Origin of the sequence: Roseovarius aestuarii, from assembly GCF_019966515.1 — a bacterium.
Classification (GTDB): Bacteria; Pseudomonadota; Alphaproteobacteria; order Rhodobacterales; family Rhodobacteraceae; genus Roseovarius; species Roseovarius aestuarii.
Genome location: NZ_JAIMIB010000001.1, coordinates 623,352 through 637,900 on the forward strand (window position 1 = coordinate 623,352; position 14,549 = coordinate 637,900).

General features: G+C 59.7%; 14 protein-coding genes and 1 pseudogene. 10 read left to right on the top strand and 5 right to left on the bottom strand.

The annotated features are described in order from the left end of the window. Positions 1–114 precede the first annotated feature (114 nt). Positions 115–1,338 (top strand): DMT family transporter, encoded by a 1,224-nt coding sequence (locus tag LC334_RS02915; RefSeq protein ID WP_085798705.1) that lies wholly within the window; start codon positions 115–117, stop codon positions 1,336–1,338. An 8-nt stretch (positions 1,339–1,346) separates the two neighbouring features. On the opposite strand, the gene smc is transcribed toward LC334_RS02915, so the two are convergent. Beyond that, positions 1,347–4,802, bottom strand: a complete 3,456-nt coding sequence (smc, locus tag LC334_RS02920; protein ID WP_085798805.1) for a chromosome segregation protein SMC — start codon at positions 4,800–4,802, stop codon at positions 1,347–1,349. Between the two features lie 211 nt (positions 4,803–5,013). On the opposite strand from smc, the gene LC334_RS02925 reads away from it, so the two are divergent. From LC334_RS02925 to LC334_RS02935, 3 genes are all read left to right on the top strand, one after another. Then, positions 5,014–5,496, top strand: a complete 483-nt coding sequence (locus LC334_RS02925; RefSeq protein WP_085798706.1) for a hypothetical protein — start codon at positions 5,014–5,016, stop codon at positions 5,494–5,496. A gap of 25 nt (positions 5,497–5,521) precedes the next feature. Continuing rightward, a complete protein-coding gene (locus LC334_RS02930; protein WP_085798707.1) occupies positions 5,522–5,974 on the top strand; it encodes a GNAT family N-acetyltransferase in 453 nt (150 codons plus the stop codon). 124 nt (positions 5,975–6,098) lie between these two features. Next, complete coding sequence (locus LC334_RS02935) at positions 6,099–6,467, top strand: GFA family protein (protein ID WP_085798708.1); 369 nt, start codon at positions 6,099–6,101, stop codon at positions 6,465–6,467. Here the strand turns inward: LC334_RS02935 and LC334_RS02940 are convergent. Further along, the gene (locus tag LC334_RS02940; protein ID WP_085798709.1) at positions 6,464–6,844 is read right to left on the bottom strand and encodes a hypothetical protein; all 381 of its coding nucleotides are present in this window, start codon (positions 6,842–6,844) and stop codon (positions 6,464–6,466) included. The genes LC334_RS02935 and LC334_RS02940 overlap by 4 nt on opposite strands. Positions 6,845–6,995: 151 nt before the next feature. On the opposite strand from LC334_RS02940, the pseudogene LC334_RS02945 reads away from it, so the two are divergent. Beyond that, positions 6,996–7,342: pseudogene (locus LC334_RS02945) on the top strand (Lin0512 family protein). Further along, the gene (locus LC334_RS02950; RefSeq protein ID WP_085798710.1) at positions 7,339–7,701 is read left to right on the top strand and encodes a Lin0512 family protein; all 363 of its coding nucleotides are present in this window, start codon (positions 7,339–7,341) and stop codon (positions 7,699–7,701) included. Before LC334_RS02945 ends, LC334_RS02950 begins: the two are co-directional and overlap by 4 nt. A 198-nt stretch (positions 7,702–7,899) precedes the next feature. On the opposite strand, the gene LC334_RS02955 is transcribed toward LC334_RS02950, so the two are convergent. Next, the gene (locus LC334_RS02955) at positions 7,900–8,604 is read right to left on the bottom strand and encodes a hypothetical protein (protein WP_139836277.1); all 705 of its coding nucleotides are present in this window, start codon (positions 8,602–8,604) and stop codon (positions 7,900–7,902) included. Between the two features lie 75 nt (positions 8,605–8,679). Between LC334_RS02955 and LC334_RS02960 the strand changes: the two genes are divergently transcribed. The 4 genes from LC334_RS02960 to preA all read left to right on the top strand — a co-directional run bounded on the left by LC334_RS02960 (position 8,680) and on the right by preA (position 13,232). Further along, the gene (locus tag LC334_RS02960; protein ID WP_085798712.1) at positions 8,680–9,447 is read left to right on the top strand and encodes a FadR/GntR family transcriptional regulator; all 768 of its coding nucleotides are present in this window, start codon (positions 8,680–8,682) and stop codon (positions 9,445–9,447) included. A 250-nt stretch (positions 9,448–9,697) separates the two neighbouring features. Beyond that, complete coding sequence (locus LC334_RS02965) at positions 9,698–11,020, top strand: NAD(P)-dependent oxidoreductase (RefSeq protein ID WP_085798713.1); 1,323 nt, start codon at positions 9,698–9,700, stop codon at positions 11,018–11,020. Positions 11,021–11,062: 42 nt separating this feature from the next. Next, complete coding sequence (locus LC334_RS02970) at positions 11,063–11,899, top strand: class I SAM-dependent methyltransferase (protein WP_085798714.1); 837 nt, start codon at positions 11,063–11,065, stop codon at positions 11,897–11,899. Between the two features lie 28 nt (positions 11,900–11,927). Beyond that, positions 11,928–13,232: an NAD-dependent dihydropyrimidine dehydrogenase subunit PreA gene (preA, locus tag LC334_RS02975; protein ID WP_085798715.1), complete on the top strand. Its 1,305-nt coding sequence runs from the start codon at positions 11,928–11,930 to the stop codon at positions 13,230–13,232. Between the two features lie 8 nt (positions 13,233–13,240). Here preA and LC334_RS02980 read toward each other — a convergent pair whose 3' ends face one another. Next, the gene (locus LC334_RS02980) at positions 13,241–13,552 is read right to left on the bottom strand and encodes a hypothetical protein (protein ID WP_223412857.1); all 312 of its coding nucleotides are present in this window, start codon (positions 13,550–13,552) and stop codon (positions 13,241–13,243) included. A gap of 316 nt (positions 13,553–13,868) precedes the next feature. After that, positions 13,869–14,489, bottom strand: a complete 621-nt coding sequence (locus LC334_RS02985; RefSeq protein ID WP_085798717.1) for a TetR family transcriptional regulator C-terminal domain-containing protein — start codon at positions 14,487–14,489, stop codon at positions 13,869–13,871. Positions 14,490–14,549: the final 60 nt, after the last annotated feature.

A 14,549-nucleotide genomic window follows, 5' to 3' on the forward strand; every position in this document is an offset into this window, starting at 1 on the left:
ACATATTACTGCCACACTGAAATTTTTCGCTCCCGCAATTCGTATCTCTCCCTGACAGCACACCAAACAAGGTCGTGCATTTAGCGGGCCTTGGCCCAAGGGAAAACAGAAAAGATGGTACGGACCGGCACATATCAGTTTCAGGCGACCTTTGGCGCTCTATTCGGGTTCCGTGCGCCGTCCGTTGCTGCGCTTGGCGCACTTGCGGCCTGGATCGCCGTGATCCTTTATGCCTCATCGAACTCCATCGTCACCGCCCTAGTGGATATCGGTCAGATGAACCCGGTCGCGGGCGGACGCAATGCCATAACCTATACCAACCTCTACATACTGGGTTCGGTGATCTCGTTGCTGCCGCTGGCGCTGCTGTATCGCCGGGATCTGAAACGCGACAACCTGCGCCGCCTCACCCGCCGCCACTGGTCGCTGCTGACGGTTTCTGCCGTACTTTCCTCGGTACTGACACCGGGGCTATTTTTCTATGCGCTTGAACATACCACCGTCACCAATATCGTGCTTGTTGGCCGGATCGAGCCGCCGCTGTTTCTGCTGGCCACCTGGTTTTTCCTGCGTGAACGGCTGAACCCCTGGGCCATGCTAGCGGGTCTTGTAGCCCTAGTCGGCGCGATTGTGATCATCGGCGCGGATAGCGGTATGGTCAGCTTTGGTAAGGGGGAACTTGCGACCGTCGCCGCCACACTTTCTTTTATCGCTTCCACCATCGTGACCCGCGCTGGGCTGCGCGATGTGCCCATCGGCGTCTTTGCAGTTTTCCGCACGGTCATTGGTGCCAGCCTTTATTTCATCCTTGTCACCGCGATCTTTGGTGCGGATCAGTTTCAGGACCTGTTCGCACCGGTGCTATGGCAGTGGGTCTGGCTTTATGCAATTGTTGTAATCGTGCTGGGCCAGATCGCCTGGAACTTCGGCCTCAAACATGCCCGCGCGGGGGAGGTATCGCTTGCCACCTCGTTTTCGCCGATGGCGGCAATCCTTATTGCAATGGCGCTGCTGGGTGAGGATCCCGGCCCCGGCCTGATCCCCGGCGGTGTGCTGATCGTGATCGCGATCGTCATTGGCCACCTTGGCAGGGATACGGCAAAGGATCAGACTGCGAAATCCAAGGACAGACACGTGGTCATCCGCCCCTATTGGGAGATACCGGGCTGGATGCCAAACCACGTCGCCGTCCGGCCCCTAACGAGTACCGCCGCGTTGGCGACACCTCCTCCAGGTGACAAGGCGCGCTCAAAGGGCCGGACGGATCGACAAACCATGCCATCCCTACAACGGCGTCACTTTCCACCTCTTCTGAACGGAAAATTCCAGAGCAGTTGACGGGCTCCTCAGGCCACCATCTGTTCGGCTTTCTTAAGATCAACACTGACCAGCTGGCTTACACCCTGCTCGGCCATGGTCACGCCAAACAGACGATCCATCCGACTCATCGTGACCGCGTGGTGGGTGATGATCAGGAACCGCGTTTCCGTCCGGCGGCACATCTCATCCAGCAGATCGCAGAACCGGCCTACATTGGCATCGTCAAGCGGCGCGTCGACCTCGTCAAGCACACAGATCGGCGCCGGATTGGCAAGGAATACCGCGAAGATCAACGCCAGCGCGGTCAGGGTCTGTTCCCCACCTGAAAGCAAGCTGAGCGTTGCCAGTTTCTTGCCCGGTGGCTGGCACATGATCTCAAGCCCTGCATCCAGTGGATCGTCGCTTTCGACCATCACCAGATTAGCCTCGCCACCGCCAAAAAGATGTTTGAACAGCAGCGAGAAGTTACTGTTCACCTGCTCAAACGCCGTCAGCAGCCGTTCGCGCCCCTCGCGGTTGAGGCTGGCAATGCCGCTGCGCAGGGTCTTGATCGCCTCTTCCAGATCGGTCTTTTCGGCCACCAGCGTGTCATGTTCTTCCTCGACCTCGCGGGCATCTTCCTCGGCCCGCAGATTGACCGCGCCCAAGGCATCGCGCTGTCGTTTCAGCCGGTTCACATCTGCCTCGATCGCGTCCGCCGCGGGCATGTTCCCAGGATCAGCCTCCAGCGTTTCCAGCAGGCGCTCGGGCGTGGTTTCCAGATCCTCGGTGACCCGGCTCGCGGCCTGATCGCGGGTCTCACGCGCCGCCTCGGATCGCGCCTCGGACCGCGCCCGCGCCTCTCGTGCCTCACTGGCGGCACGTTCGGCATCACGCTCTGCCTCGACCGCCTGACGAGCAGCCCCTTCTGCAGATGACAAAGCATCAGCGGCCCCGGCCCGGCGCGCATCGGCCTTATCGATCTCTGTGCTCAACTCAGCGCGTTTGGCTGCAATCTCTTCGGGTGCTGCCTTCGCCTGCGCCAACTCCTGCTCTGATGTCGCCTTGCGCTCTGCCAGCTCAGCGCTGCGCTTTTCGGCGGTCTCCAACCGGTGCCGCCAGCCGCTCAACTCCTTGGTGACTTCCTGCGACCGTCTGGTCCGGGCTTCCCCCTCGCGGCGCAACTCGTCATGAGCCGATCGCCGCGCCATCATTGTCATGCGCGAGGCCTCGACCGTCATCTTGACGTCCTCGACACCCGCCCGCGCTGAATCAAGATCACCCAGATCGGCAAGCCCCTTCTCGGCCTCGATCAGTTGCTTGCGCGCACCCATCGCTTCTTCTTCGTGGCGGGTCACGGCCAGCCCAAGCGACTCCAGCCGCGACTGTGCCAGATTGCGGTCCGCCTCGGCCTTGGACAGCGCCCGGTTGGCCTCGTTAACTGCCACGTCCGCCGCACGCCGTGCCTGCCGCGCATCGTGGTCAGCCTTTGTAACCTCAGCCAGCTTGGCACCCAGTACTTCATGCGCCAGACGCGCGCCATCTGCCCGGGCGGAAGCGTGTTCCAACTCCTGCTTCAGCACTTCGAGCCGGTTGAGCTGCTGCAACCGCAATGCCGCGGCGCTTGGCGCATCCTCGGCCCAGGCGCGGAACCCGTCCCACCGCCATAGATCGCCCTGCGCACTGACCAGCCGTTGGCCGGGTTTCAGCGCGGCCTGCAAGCGCGGGCCGTCCTCGGCGTCCACCAGCCCGATCTGGCCCATCCGGCGTACCAACACCTCGGGGACAGAGACATAATTCGACAGCGCATTAACGCCGTCAGGCAGCGGTTGCGCCTGCGCGTACCCCGCCAGCGTGACCCAGCCCGACGGGCCATCGCCACTGACTTCCGGTGCGCGCAGATCATCCGCCAGCGCCGCGCCAAGCGCCTTTTCATAGCCCTGTTCGACCTTGAGCCGGTCCATGATCTGACCGTCCTCAGCCGTATCGCGCTCGACCAGTTTGGCCAGTGCCGTAACCTCGGCCCTCAGCGCATTGACTTCGCCCTCAGCTTCCGAGCGCTCGCCCCGTGCCTCGACCTCGCGGGCCTGTGTATCAGCCCGGGCATCATCGGCAGCAATCAGCGCGACCTCGGCGGCCTGCGCAGCAGCAACCGCTTCTTTCTCGGCCACATGCGCGGCGTCATGATCCGCCCGCGACGTCGCCAATGCCTCTTCAGACGAAGTCACTGCCTCTCGGGCCCGTGCCGCCTCGGCCTCGGACCGCTCCAATGTCTTCTGGCTGTCACTCAGCAACCGTTGCGCAGATTGGTGCCGTGCGGCCAAACGCGCCACATCTTCGGTGAGCTGGCTCAGGTCACTTTCCCGTTCCTGCAGGATACTGGCCGCATCGCGCGCTTCAGCTGCCGCCGCCTCAAGCCGTGCGTCATGACCGTCGCCCGCCTTGGCAAGCTCTTTTGCTTCCCATTCCAGCCGCTCGATGGTCTCGCCCGCATCGCGGTTGAGGCCACTCTCGCGCTCAATATCATGGGCTAGCTGCTCGATCCGTTTCTCAAGCGTGGCGATCCGGTCGCGCGCACCTGCCTCCTGCTCATTGAGCGTATCGCGCTGCACCTGAAGCCGTTGCAGAACCGCTGCCGCTATTGCCTCTTCTTCCCGCAGCGGCGGCAGGGCCTCGTCCGATGTCAGGCGCAGCGTAGCCGCTGCACGCGCTGCACTTTCGGATTGCGCCGCGGCGGTGGTCCGCTCGCGCAATTCCGCCTCAGCGCGGGCGCACGCCTCATCAGCTTCTTTCCAACGTCGATACAGCAACAGGCCCTCGGCCTGCCGCAACTCTTCGCCGATCGCACGATACCTTGCGGCCTGCTTTGCCTGCCGGGCCAGTTGTGCCAACTGGCTCGCCAGCTGTTCGATGACGTCATCAACGCGGGTCAGGTTGGTCTCGGCGCCTTTCAGTTTCAGCTCCGCCTCGTGGCGGCGCTGATAGAGGCCCGAAATCCCCGCCGCCTCTTCCAGAATGCGACGCCGTGCCTTGGGTTTGGCATTGATGAGCTCGCTGATCTGCCCCTGCCGCACCAGCGCCGGGCTATGTGCGCCAGTCGAGGCATCGGCAAACAGCATCTGAACGTCACGCGCCCGCACATCCTTGCCATTGACCTTATAGGCGCTTCCAACATCGCGGGTGATCCGACGGACGATCTCAATATGATCGGCATCGTTGAACCCGGCGGGCGCCAACCGGTCGGCATTGTCGATATGCACGCTGACCTCGGCAAAGTTACGCGCCGGCCGTGTCGAGGCCCCGGCAAAGATCACATCCTCCATGCCGCCGCCGCGCATCGCCGTGGGCCGGTTCTCTCCCATCACCCAACGCAGCGCTTCCAGCAGGTTGGATTTGCCACAACCATTCGGCCCGACAACCCCGGTCAACCCGTCATGAATTAACAGGTCCGTCGGATCCACGAAGCTTTTGAAGCCGGTCAGTCGGAGTTTGGAAAATTGCAACGGCACGCCCTGTTCAAATGATTCCAATCAGAGCCAAATGTGCGGGGTGCCAAAGCCATCTGTCAACGGCAAACCCCATAATATGGCTAAACGCGCTCAGTTATCCACAAGATATTGCGCTAGATGATGCCGATCAGATTGCTATTCTGCGCAGCAACTGTGATCGGGCGCGCCCGTCAACCATCAAACCCTGACACCGAAACGAGTGGATATGTCAAAACCTCTTCTCCTGCTCTCCATCGGCCTTCTTTTGGGTATGGGCGTTGGTTTCCTGCTTGCTACCGCCACGTATCAAGCACCGCCCTCATCCGATGCATCAGCACATGACCATTCGGCGCATGATCACGGCAACAACACCGAGCATACCCGGCTGACCGATGTCAGCGGCCTGGTGCCGACGCTGATCCTTACCTTGCACCCGGACGGGCGCCAAAGCCGCAATCTGCATATCGGGGTCACTAATTTTACTTTCGCCCCAGGGGCGGTCAACGGCCCGCACGTTCCCGGCCAAGGGCATGCCCATATCTATGTCAACAACATCAAGATCGCCCGTGCCTATGGTGCCTGGATGCAACTGGCGGCGCTGCCAAAGGGCACCCACACCATCCGCGTGACGCTCAACGCCAATGACCATACGGCGCTGGCCATAGGTGGCGCACCCATAGAAGCGACAACCACGGTAACGATTGAATGATGCCGAAAACCCCAGAGCAACCACCATGCTGATCGTTGAACCCGCCCACCCCCGCAGCCCCGGCCCAAGCGCCCTCATTCAATCCAGCCATGCACTGATGCTGGACCTCTACCCGCCCGAGGATAATTTTGCGCTCGATATCGACGCCCTCTGCGCCCCGGACATTCACTTCTTCGCCGCACGCGACGGCGGGCAGACGCTTGGAACCGGCGCGCTTGCAGTGCGCGACGGGTATGGCGAGGTCAAAGCCATGTTCACCGCTCCCGAAGCGCGGGGCAAGGGCGTGGCTGCGGCCCTGCTGCGCCAACTCGAAGATCAGGCCCGCAGCCTCGACCTGTCCCAGATCAAGCTCGAAACCGGCGAGGAACTGGCCGAGGCTGTTCGCCTTTATGAACGTCATGGATTTAATCGTTGCGATGCTTTCGGCGACTACCAACCCAACCAATTCAGCATCTTCATGGAGAAGAACCTGACCTGACCTCAAAGGTCCGCCCCCTCGGCGGAACGGGGTGGGCGGGTGGGCGTTCCGCCGAGGGGGCGCCACAAGGCTGGACACGAAACCAAAACCCAAGCACGATAAGTTCATCATCGAGGGTTTTCCTATGCCCATACGCGGCCACTGCCTGTGCAAATCTATCTGTTTCGAGCTGACCGGGCCACACAATTGGGTCGGCCATTGCCATTGCGACAGTTGCCGACGCGGGGCGGGTGCGCCAGTCGTGACCTTCATCGGCCATCCCAACGGCCATTGGCGCTGGACCGGCGCGCGCCCCACGCAATTCACGTCATCCGCAGGCAACTACCGGTATTTCTGCCCGACCTGCGGCAGTTCGGTGGCTTATGCCTCGGACCGGTATCCCGACGAGATGCATTTTCACGCCGCACTGCTTGAAACCCCCGCAGCCGTGAAGCCTTCAGAAATTTACCATGAAGACGAACGCTTGCCCTGGCATCTGGACGCGACAGCCTAAATCGGCGCGCAACTCAGGTCGGCAATGCTGTCATAGACCACGTCAATCTGGCATTCGAACTCGACATCCCGCGGCAATGGCTTCAGTTGCCCGCCGCAATCCAGCCATGCCTGCATCACCGCTGCATCGCCCTCAAGCCGCCGCACCCGGCAGCCGCTGGCCTTTTCAATGGCCATCACCCCGCGTGGTGCTACCGCCGCCAGCCTCGGCGCTGGTTCGGCATTCAACCGGATCGCCTGCGCCCGGAGGTCCAGAACCCGCACGGCGAAAACACTCTGATCAATTCTGATCCTGGTCACGTCTGCATGGCGAAATGCTGGCCCGGGCGCATCGCACCCGATCACCGCCAACAATGCCATCGCGACCATACATCTCATGCCCCGTAGCGTGGCATTATCAGAGTTAACAAAACCTTATCCGAGACCAATTTCACCCTTGCACCTCGACGCCCCGCACCACCAAAGTCGCGACAGCAAAAACAGGAGTCATCATGATTACCCGCACATGCTCAGCCCGAAAGGTCTTCTGATGCCAAAACATCGCGTTCTCACCGAGTTCGGCATGGGCAGCAGCCTGCGCCGTCAGGACTATACCGAAGCCGCAAAAGGGCGCTCAAAGACGCGCTCTGGCATAACTCCATCAACATGGCCGAACTGTTTGGCTTCGAAAAGGAAGCGATGCTGATCGATGTCGAGATCGCCGTGCAACAGCCCGATCAGGTCGACATAGGCCAACTGACCAGCGTTTTTCCCTATGGCCAGATCAGCGTCACCACCACCCACGGTGGCCTCGATATCCCGCGTCCCGTGGGAAATCCCACGGTGATCGCAAATGCAGCGATTTCCGTAAGTTTCGACATGGTGCGCACATCATGAGCGATCAACGTTTCATCATCGAAATGGGCATAGGCAACGACCTGCACGGGATGGATTACCAAAAAGCGGCGCGGCGCGCGATTGAGGACGCCTTTCGCCATTCCACCCTACCGATCTTTCAGACCACTCGCCTTGAACACACCGAGATGCGCGTTCAGGTCACCATTGGCGTGCAGGAGCCCAATCAGCTCGACACCGGTGCGCTCGCCGACATGCTACCACGGGGCCGCGCTGCCGTATTGGCAGTCAAGGGTGGCCAGAACGTGACCAACCCGGAAACCGGCGAAACGCTGGTCATCGCCACCGCCGCCATTGAGGCATTCCTGCCGTATCAGGGAGATAAGTGGCGGGTTGGATGAAGATGCTTAGCGGATAAAGCGGACATCCGATTTGGCTTTTCAATGCCCAATCCGAAGAAAAGGCCAAGATCGAAAAGGAGGCCGAGTACACGATGCTAGCAGTTGCCAACAGCCAGTTTGTATCCGTGACTTTCACCAAGGAAGACAGGACAGAGCGTGCGATGCGCATATGCGCTCTCAAATTGCCCGTCACATTCATCAACAGCTCAGTGGAAAGACCATACCCGTCACATAGTTGTCGCGTACAAAATACCCATCACCGGTTACACTGCACGATGTCCTGGCATCCGCTGCCTCTTTAGTTTTGGCACTCAGGTTAAACTTACGCGCGCCAAAGGTGTGCGACGCATGTTGCACCACGACAAAGTCGTGAGTGTCCACGCGCACCTGACGCATCAGCAACTTGTACTTCCCAAGATTTACGGCCTCTGATTCACCCTGTCGCCAGAACGACTCGCGTGACCGGAAGGCTGCAAGCGCTGCGGATCGTTGGTTCAGCGCTTTACCGCGCCTTGAATATTGGCGTGACTTTTCTGAATGAAACGGAAGCGAGGTCGGCGGGGCAGTATGTGTGGCCAATGGAGCGAAATTCGAGGCATCTGGTGCCCGTTGCGGCGCCACTGATATCTGCGGATCAAGGCTATACCCTGCCCCACCGCTGAAGGCCCCGGAGGCGTTGTTGTACTGAGGGGCGCCGCTGCAAGCTGAGAGCAAGCAAATCATGGCAATGGCCACATAACGTTTCATCCATAATCTCCGTGTCAAAATCCTACCGGCAACTTCAGCGGGAAAGTTGGTGAAACGATGGCGATATGGAGAAAGGTTTTCAGCTTGCTCCTTCAATTTGGCCGTGATTTGGCTTTTCGTCTGCTTTGGGTTCAAATTGACCCTTAACCGATCCATCAATCCTCCCTAAACCCGCGCTTGTTCCTGCGTAAGGGCGGTCATATAATCTGACCAATCATGCAAGGAACGCCAATGCCCTTCCAGAAAGTCACGCCCGAGAAGCTCTCGACCGCTGTCACTCGCCAGATCGAAAAACTGATCTTGCGCGGTATCCTGCGGCCCGGGGAGCGCCTGCCTGCGGAACGTGAGCTGGCCGAGCGCCTGGGCGTTTCGCGCCCCTCGTTGCGCGAAGCGGTGTCCGAATTGCAGGAAAAGGGTTTGCTGGCCGCGCGCGCAGGCGCCGGTATCTTTGTGGCGGATGTTCTGGGCAACGCGTTTTCGCCCGCGCTGGTCCAACTCTTTGCCGAACATGACGAGGCGGTGTTTGACTACATCACCTTCCGCCGCGACCTCGAAGGCATGGCGGCTGAACGTGCCGCCCGTTTCGCATCGGATACCGATCTCAAGGTCATCCAAGCGGTCTTTGACAAGATGAATGCCGCCCATGCCAAGTCCAACCCAAGGGATGAAGCGCAGCTGGATGCCGATTTCCACATGGCGATCATCGAGGCCAGCCATAATGTCGTAATGCTGCATATGATGCGGTCGATGTTCCAGCTGCTCAGCGAAGGTGTTTTCTATAACCGGCAGGTGATGTTCAAGCAGCGCACCACTCGGGACATGCTGCTGGACCAGCACCGCGCCATCAATGATGCGCTGCAAGCACGCGATGCACGGGCCGCACGAAACGCGGTCACAACACATCTGGATTATGTCGAGAAATCGCTGAGTGACCAGCAAAAGGCGGACCGGAACGAGGTCATCGCCAATCAGCGATTCGAACACGAAAACGCGCGCTGACCGTACCCTTCTCACCTACATATGCGGCTTCGTATCCGGTCATCCCGGATGAGTTAGTGATCCGTTCCGGTGCACTATTGGCAAGATCGAGATGCAGTTTTTTCTGTTACCAAACAGCCCGTTACTACCTGACCAGCCGTGATTGTGCCGCGTAACAGCTCAAGCCCGATAAATTAAAAATTTTACCAATTGATAAAATTTTTAATTGTGTCACACTAAAAGCAGCTAGTTTGCCACCGATGAGGAAGCCATGACCAACAATGCGCTGACCCCCGGCATCGCCGCCGGACGGCTCGACCAGACCGCCTATGCCGATAACTTCTCAGACCTGCATCCGCCGCTGGATCATCATGAGGCACTAGTGGCGGCCGATCGCTGTTATTTCTGTCATGATGCTCCCTGCATCACCGCCTGCCCTACGGATATCGATATCCCGCTCTTTATTCGCCAGATCGCCACCGGCACGCCCGAGGCGGCAGCGAAAACCATTCTGGGCCAGAATATCCTTGGCGGCATGTGCGCTCGCGTCTGCCCGACCGAGACACTCTGCGAACAGGCCTGCGTGCGCGAAGCCGCCGAAGGCAAACCGGTTCTGATCGGCCAGCTTCAGCGCTATGCCACAGATACGGTTATGGAAAAGGGCACACATCCCTTCATGCGCGCCGAACCGACCGGCAAGACGATTGCCGTTGTCGGCGCCGGCCCTGCGGGACTGGCCTGTGCTCATCGTTTGGCGATGAAAGGCCATGACGTCACGCTCTATGACGGCCGCGATAAACCCGGCGGTCTGAACGAATTCGGCATCGCCACCTACAAAACCGTCGACAGCTTTGCCGAACGCGAGGTGACCTGGCTGATGCAAATCGGTGGCATCATCTTGGAAACCGGCAAACGGCTGGGCCGGGACATGACCCTCGATCAGCTGAAATCTGACCATGACGCCGTTTTCCTCGGCATCGGCCTTGGCGGCGTCAACGCGTTGGGATTGCCGGGCGAGGACAAGGACGGCATGCTGGATGCCGTTGATTTCATTTCTGATTTGAGACAATCCAATGACCTGTCAAGCCTGCCCATCGGTCGCGATGTCGTGGTCATCGGCGGTGGCATGACCGCCGTGGATGCCGCGGTTCAGGCCAAGCTTTTGGGCGCGCTCAACGTCAGCCTCGTCTACCGTCGGGGCCGCGGCCGGATGAATGCCAGCGGGTTCGAGCAAGACCTAGCAGCCTCCAAGGGCGTGCGCATTATTACCAACGCCTCACCCAAGGCAGTCCACGGCAATGGGGCCGTTCGTGAGATCGAGTTTGAATATACCGACAATGATCTGAACCCGACCGGCGAGACCGTGCGCCTGCCCGCCGATCAGGTTTTCAAGGCAATTGGCCAAACACTTGACGGCGATGATCTGCCCGCGCTGGACGGTCGCAAAATCGCGATCACCGGCGCCGGACGTACCAGTATCGAGGGTGTCTGGGCGGGTGGCGATTGCGCGACCGGCGGCGATGACCTGACCGTGACGGCTGTCGCCGAAGGTCGCGATGCCGCCGAGGATATCCACGCGACCCTGATTTCGTGATAAACTGAGGGCATATTTCATTACCTACAGAGGATTTATGCCATGACCGATACCGAAACCCTTGTTGCGCGCCACTACGCGGGAGCAACCCTGCTCGACAACATCCGCGCCGCGTTGAAAGAGGCGGGCGTTGATCCGGACGCGCCCGGTATCGAAGATCTCAAACCCGTGGACGAGTTTCACACCGGCGGGTCGGAGGCCACCGATGCACTGCTGGATCAACTGACGATCACCGCCGATACCCGCGTTCTGGATATCGGCTGCGGCATCGGTGGCGCGGCCCGCCATGTGGCGGCGCGGACCGGAGCGCATGTGCGGGGATTCGACCTGACGCCGGATTTCGTTACCACGGCAACTGCGCTTTCCGATCTGGTCGGAATGGCGGATCAGACCAATTTTCAGGTCGGCAGCGCCCTCGACATCCCCGAGCCTGACGACAGTGCCGATCTGGCGCTGATGTTCCACGTCGGCATGAATATCGAGGACAAAACCACGCTTTGCAGCGAAGCCGCGCGAGTGCTGGCTCCGGGTGGTACCTTTGCGCTTTTCGATGTCATGCGCGGCTCGGACGCGCCACTGACCTATCCCTTTCCATGGGCGGAAGAGGCGGCATTTTCCTTCGTCAGCCCACCCGGGGATTATCGCACCGCCGCCACGGCGGCAGGGTTCGAACAGGTGGCCGAACGCGACCGGTCCGATTTTGCCAAGGACTTCTTTGATCGTGTCTTTGCCCGGATCGCCCAGGCCGGAGGCCCGCCACCCGTGGGCATTCACCTGCTCATGCACGAGACCGGCAAGACCAAAATCGAAAACTATATCACCCACCTGTCGGCAGGCGACATTGCCCCGACGGAAATGATCTTTCGCCTGCCCGCATAGGGCCTGCGACAATAGGGAAGGAAAGCCAATGGCTGATCTGACGTCCAACTTCATCGGGATCACATCCCCCAATCCGTTCTGGCTGGCCTCGGCACCGCCCACGGATAAGGAATACAATGTCCGCCGCGCTTTCGAGGCCGGTTGGGGTGGCGTCGTCTGGAAAACTCTGGGCGAAGCAGGACCACCGGTCGTCAACGTGAACGGCCCGCGATACGGCGCGATCTGGGGCGCGGACCGGCGTCTCTTGGGGCTCAATAATATCGAGCTGATCACCGACCGGCCGCTCGAGGTGAACCTTGAAGAGATGAAACGGGTCAAGAAGGACTACCCTGATCGCGCCCTGATCGCCTCGCTTATGGTGCCGGTGAATGAGGACGCCTGGAAAGAGATCCTACGCCGGGTCGAGGATACCGGCTGCGACGGGGTCGAGCTGAATTTCGGTTGCCCCCACGGGATGAGTGAACGCGGCATGGGTAGCGCCGTGGGCCAAGTACCGGAATATGTCGGCCAGGTCGCGCATTGGTGCAAGAAGCACTCGGATCTGCCGGTGATCGTCAAGCTGACCCCCAACATCACCGACATTCGTAACCCTGCCCGCGCCGCGATGGAAGGCGGCGCCGATGCGGTCAGCCTGATCAACACGATCAATTCAATCACCAGCGTCGATCTTGACCTCTTTGCACCCGAGCCCACCATCGACGGCAAAGGCGCGCATGGCGGCTATTGCGGCCCGGCGGTCAAGCCGATTGCGTTGAACATGGTCGCGGAAATCGCCCGCTCCCCGGAGATGGCCGACCTGCCGATCAGCGGCATTGGTGGCGTCACCACCTGGCGCGATGCTGCTGAATTCATGGCCCTTGGCGCTGGCAATGTGCAGGTCTGCACCGCCGCCATGACCTATGGCTTCAAGATCGTGCAGGAAATGATTTCGGGGCTCAGCCAGTGGATGGACGAGAAAGGCATCACCGATACCGCCGATATCGTGCGCCGTGCCGTGCCTAATTGCAGCGACTGGCAGCACCTGAACCTGAATTACGTTGCCAAGGCCAAGATCAATCAGGATCTCTGCATCAATTGTGGCCGCTGCTTTGCCGCCTGCGAGGACACATCGCATCAGGCAATTTCAATGTCCGAGGATCGCGTTTTTGAGGTGATCGACGACGAATGCGTGGCCTGCAATCTCTGTGTCAATGTCTGCCCGGTTGAAGGTTGCATCACCATGGAGCAGATGGCCCCCGGCACCACCGATCCGCGCACCGGTAAGGTGGTCGAGAAAGAATATGCCAACTGGACAACACATCCCAATAATCCGGGGACATGTGCCGCCGAATAAGAGGCGCGTCAGACCAGCAGCTCGACAGATCCCCGCTGGGTGTCCGCGTCAAAGCTTGCGGTCGGTATAATCTTCCAGGCCGCATCAAGCGTCGGATACTCGAATACTTCTTCCGCCGCATCGCTGACACCTGCGGTCGGCAACTCAAAGCTGCTTCGTCGTGAAAGGCCGCCGCTTTCGAACCATTTGGCCAGGAAATCACCGACCTGAGCCGCTACGATGCTTTGTGCCTGTGATTCCGGGGCCGGGGCGGGAGCTGGTGCGGGGTCAGCCGCACGTTCGGTTACGGACCGGTCCGATGCCAACATCTGTTTCAACATTGTTGATTTCAATTTTCCGGCCTGGCTCTGCGCAGCCAAAGGGGGGCGGTAAGAGGCATCCGGAGCACCATCGCGCACCTTGGCTGTGGAAAACTGGGTAAGAGCATCTCGTGGCAGTTGCTGGCGCCGTTCAGCGACCGAATGAACTTGTAAAGTACCTGTTTCCAATGTGTTCAGCATATCTGCTCCGTTGGTATGTGTCTTAAAACACCTCCCCCCAACACCACCAAAATACCAGCCGCAGGAGCATAGCGGAACGGTTTTTCCTAATCTTAATTAACGATTGGTTATGTTGCCCGCGTGCACAGCCAGGATGTCACGGCGTCAACACTTTGCGAAAAAGCGTATCCAGATAACCGCGAGCGCCATCCGAATTCGCACCGCCCCCGGGCATCAGGATCTGCACCTGGGCATCAAAATCAGCATAGTGCTGTGTCGTGGCCCAGATCGAAAAGATCAGATGTCGCGGATCGACCGGGGCGAGCTTGCCCGCGTCAATCCATCCTGTGATTATAGCCGCTTTCTCATCGACCAGTTGCTTCAGCCCGGTTTCGAGATGTGGCAGCATTCTTGGCGCGCCCTGCAGGATTTCGTTGGCAAACAGGCGACTTTCCCGCGGATATTCGCGGCTCATGTCAAGCTTGAGATGCATGTAGCGCATAAGTTCTTCCAGAGGGTCCCCCTCGGGATCAATCCGCCGCAAAGGATCCAGCCAAGTATCCATCAACTGGTTCAGAAGGGTGACGTGAATATCCTCCTTGCCTTCGAAATAATAGAGGATGTTGGGCTTGCTCAAACCCGCCTGGGTCGCGATCTGATCCAGCGTTGCCCCCCGAAACCCCTGCTTTGAGAACACCTCAAGCGCCGCATCCAGAATCAACTCACGGTTACGCTGTTGGATTCGGCTGACTTTCTTGACCGGTTGGGCGTCATTCATCTTCAGGCTCAGTCAATGAGGTATGGTGACAGCATGCGGCATTTTCACCCCGGGGGAAAG

Excerpts from the sequence above, each read along its gene's own strand:
- LC334_RS02915 (WP_085798705.1), top strand. The coding sequence starts at position 115 with ATGGTACGGACCGGCACATATCAGTTTCAGGCGACCTTTGGCGCTCTA.
- LC334_RS02925 (WP_085798706.1), top strand. The coding sequence starts at position 5,014 with ATGTCAAAACCTCTTCTCCTGCTCTCCATCGGCCTTCTTTTGGGTATG.
- LC334_RS02930 (WP_085798707.1), top strand. The coding sequence starts at position 5,522 with ATGCTGATCGTTGAACCCGCCCACCCCCGCAGCCCCGGCCCAAGCGCC.
- LC334_RS02935 (WP_085798708.1), top strand. The coding sequence starts at position 6,099 with ATGCCCATACGCGGCCACTGCCTGTGCAAATCTATCTGTTTCGAGCTG.
- LC334_RS02940 (WP_085798709.1), bottom strand. The coding sequence starts at position 6,844 with ATGAGATGTATGGTCGCGATGGCATTGTTGGCGGTGATCGGGTGCGAT.
- LC334_RS02950 (WP_085798710.1), top strand. The coding sequence starts at position 7,339 with ATGAGCGATCAACGTTTCATCATCGAAATGGGCATAGGCAACGACCTG.
- LC334_RS02955 (WP_139836277.1), bottom strand. The coding sequence starts at position 8,604 with ATGGATCGGTTAAGGGTCAATTTGAACCCAAAGCAGACGAAAAGCCAA.
- LC334_RS02960 (WP_085798712.1), top strand. The coding sequence starts at position 8,680 with ATGCCCTTCCAGAAAGTCACGCCCGAGAAGCTCTCGACCGCTGTCACT.
- LC334_RS02965 (WP_085798713.1), top strand. The coding sequence starts at position 9,698 with ATGACCAACAATGCGCTGACCCCCGGCATCGCCGCCGGACGGCTCGAC.
- LC334_RS02970 (WP_085798714.1), top strand. The coding sequence starts at position 11,063 with ATGACCGATACCGAAACCCTTGTTGCGCGCCACTACGCGGGAGCAACC.
- preA (WP_085798715.1), top strand. The coding sequence starts at position 11,928 with ATGGCTGATCTGACGTCCAACTTCATCGGGATCACATCCCCCAATCCG.
- LC334_RS02980 (WP_223412857.1), bottom strand. The coding sequence starts at position 13,552 with ATGTTGAAACAGATGTTGGCATCGGACCGGTCCGTAACCGAACGTGCG.
- LC334_RS02985 (WP_085798717.1), bottom strand. The coding sequence starts at position 14,489 with ATGAATGACGCCCAACCGGTCAAGAAAGTCAGCCGAATCCAACAGCGT.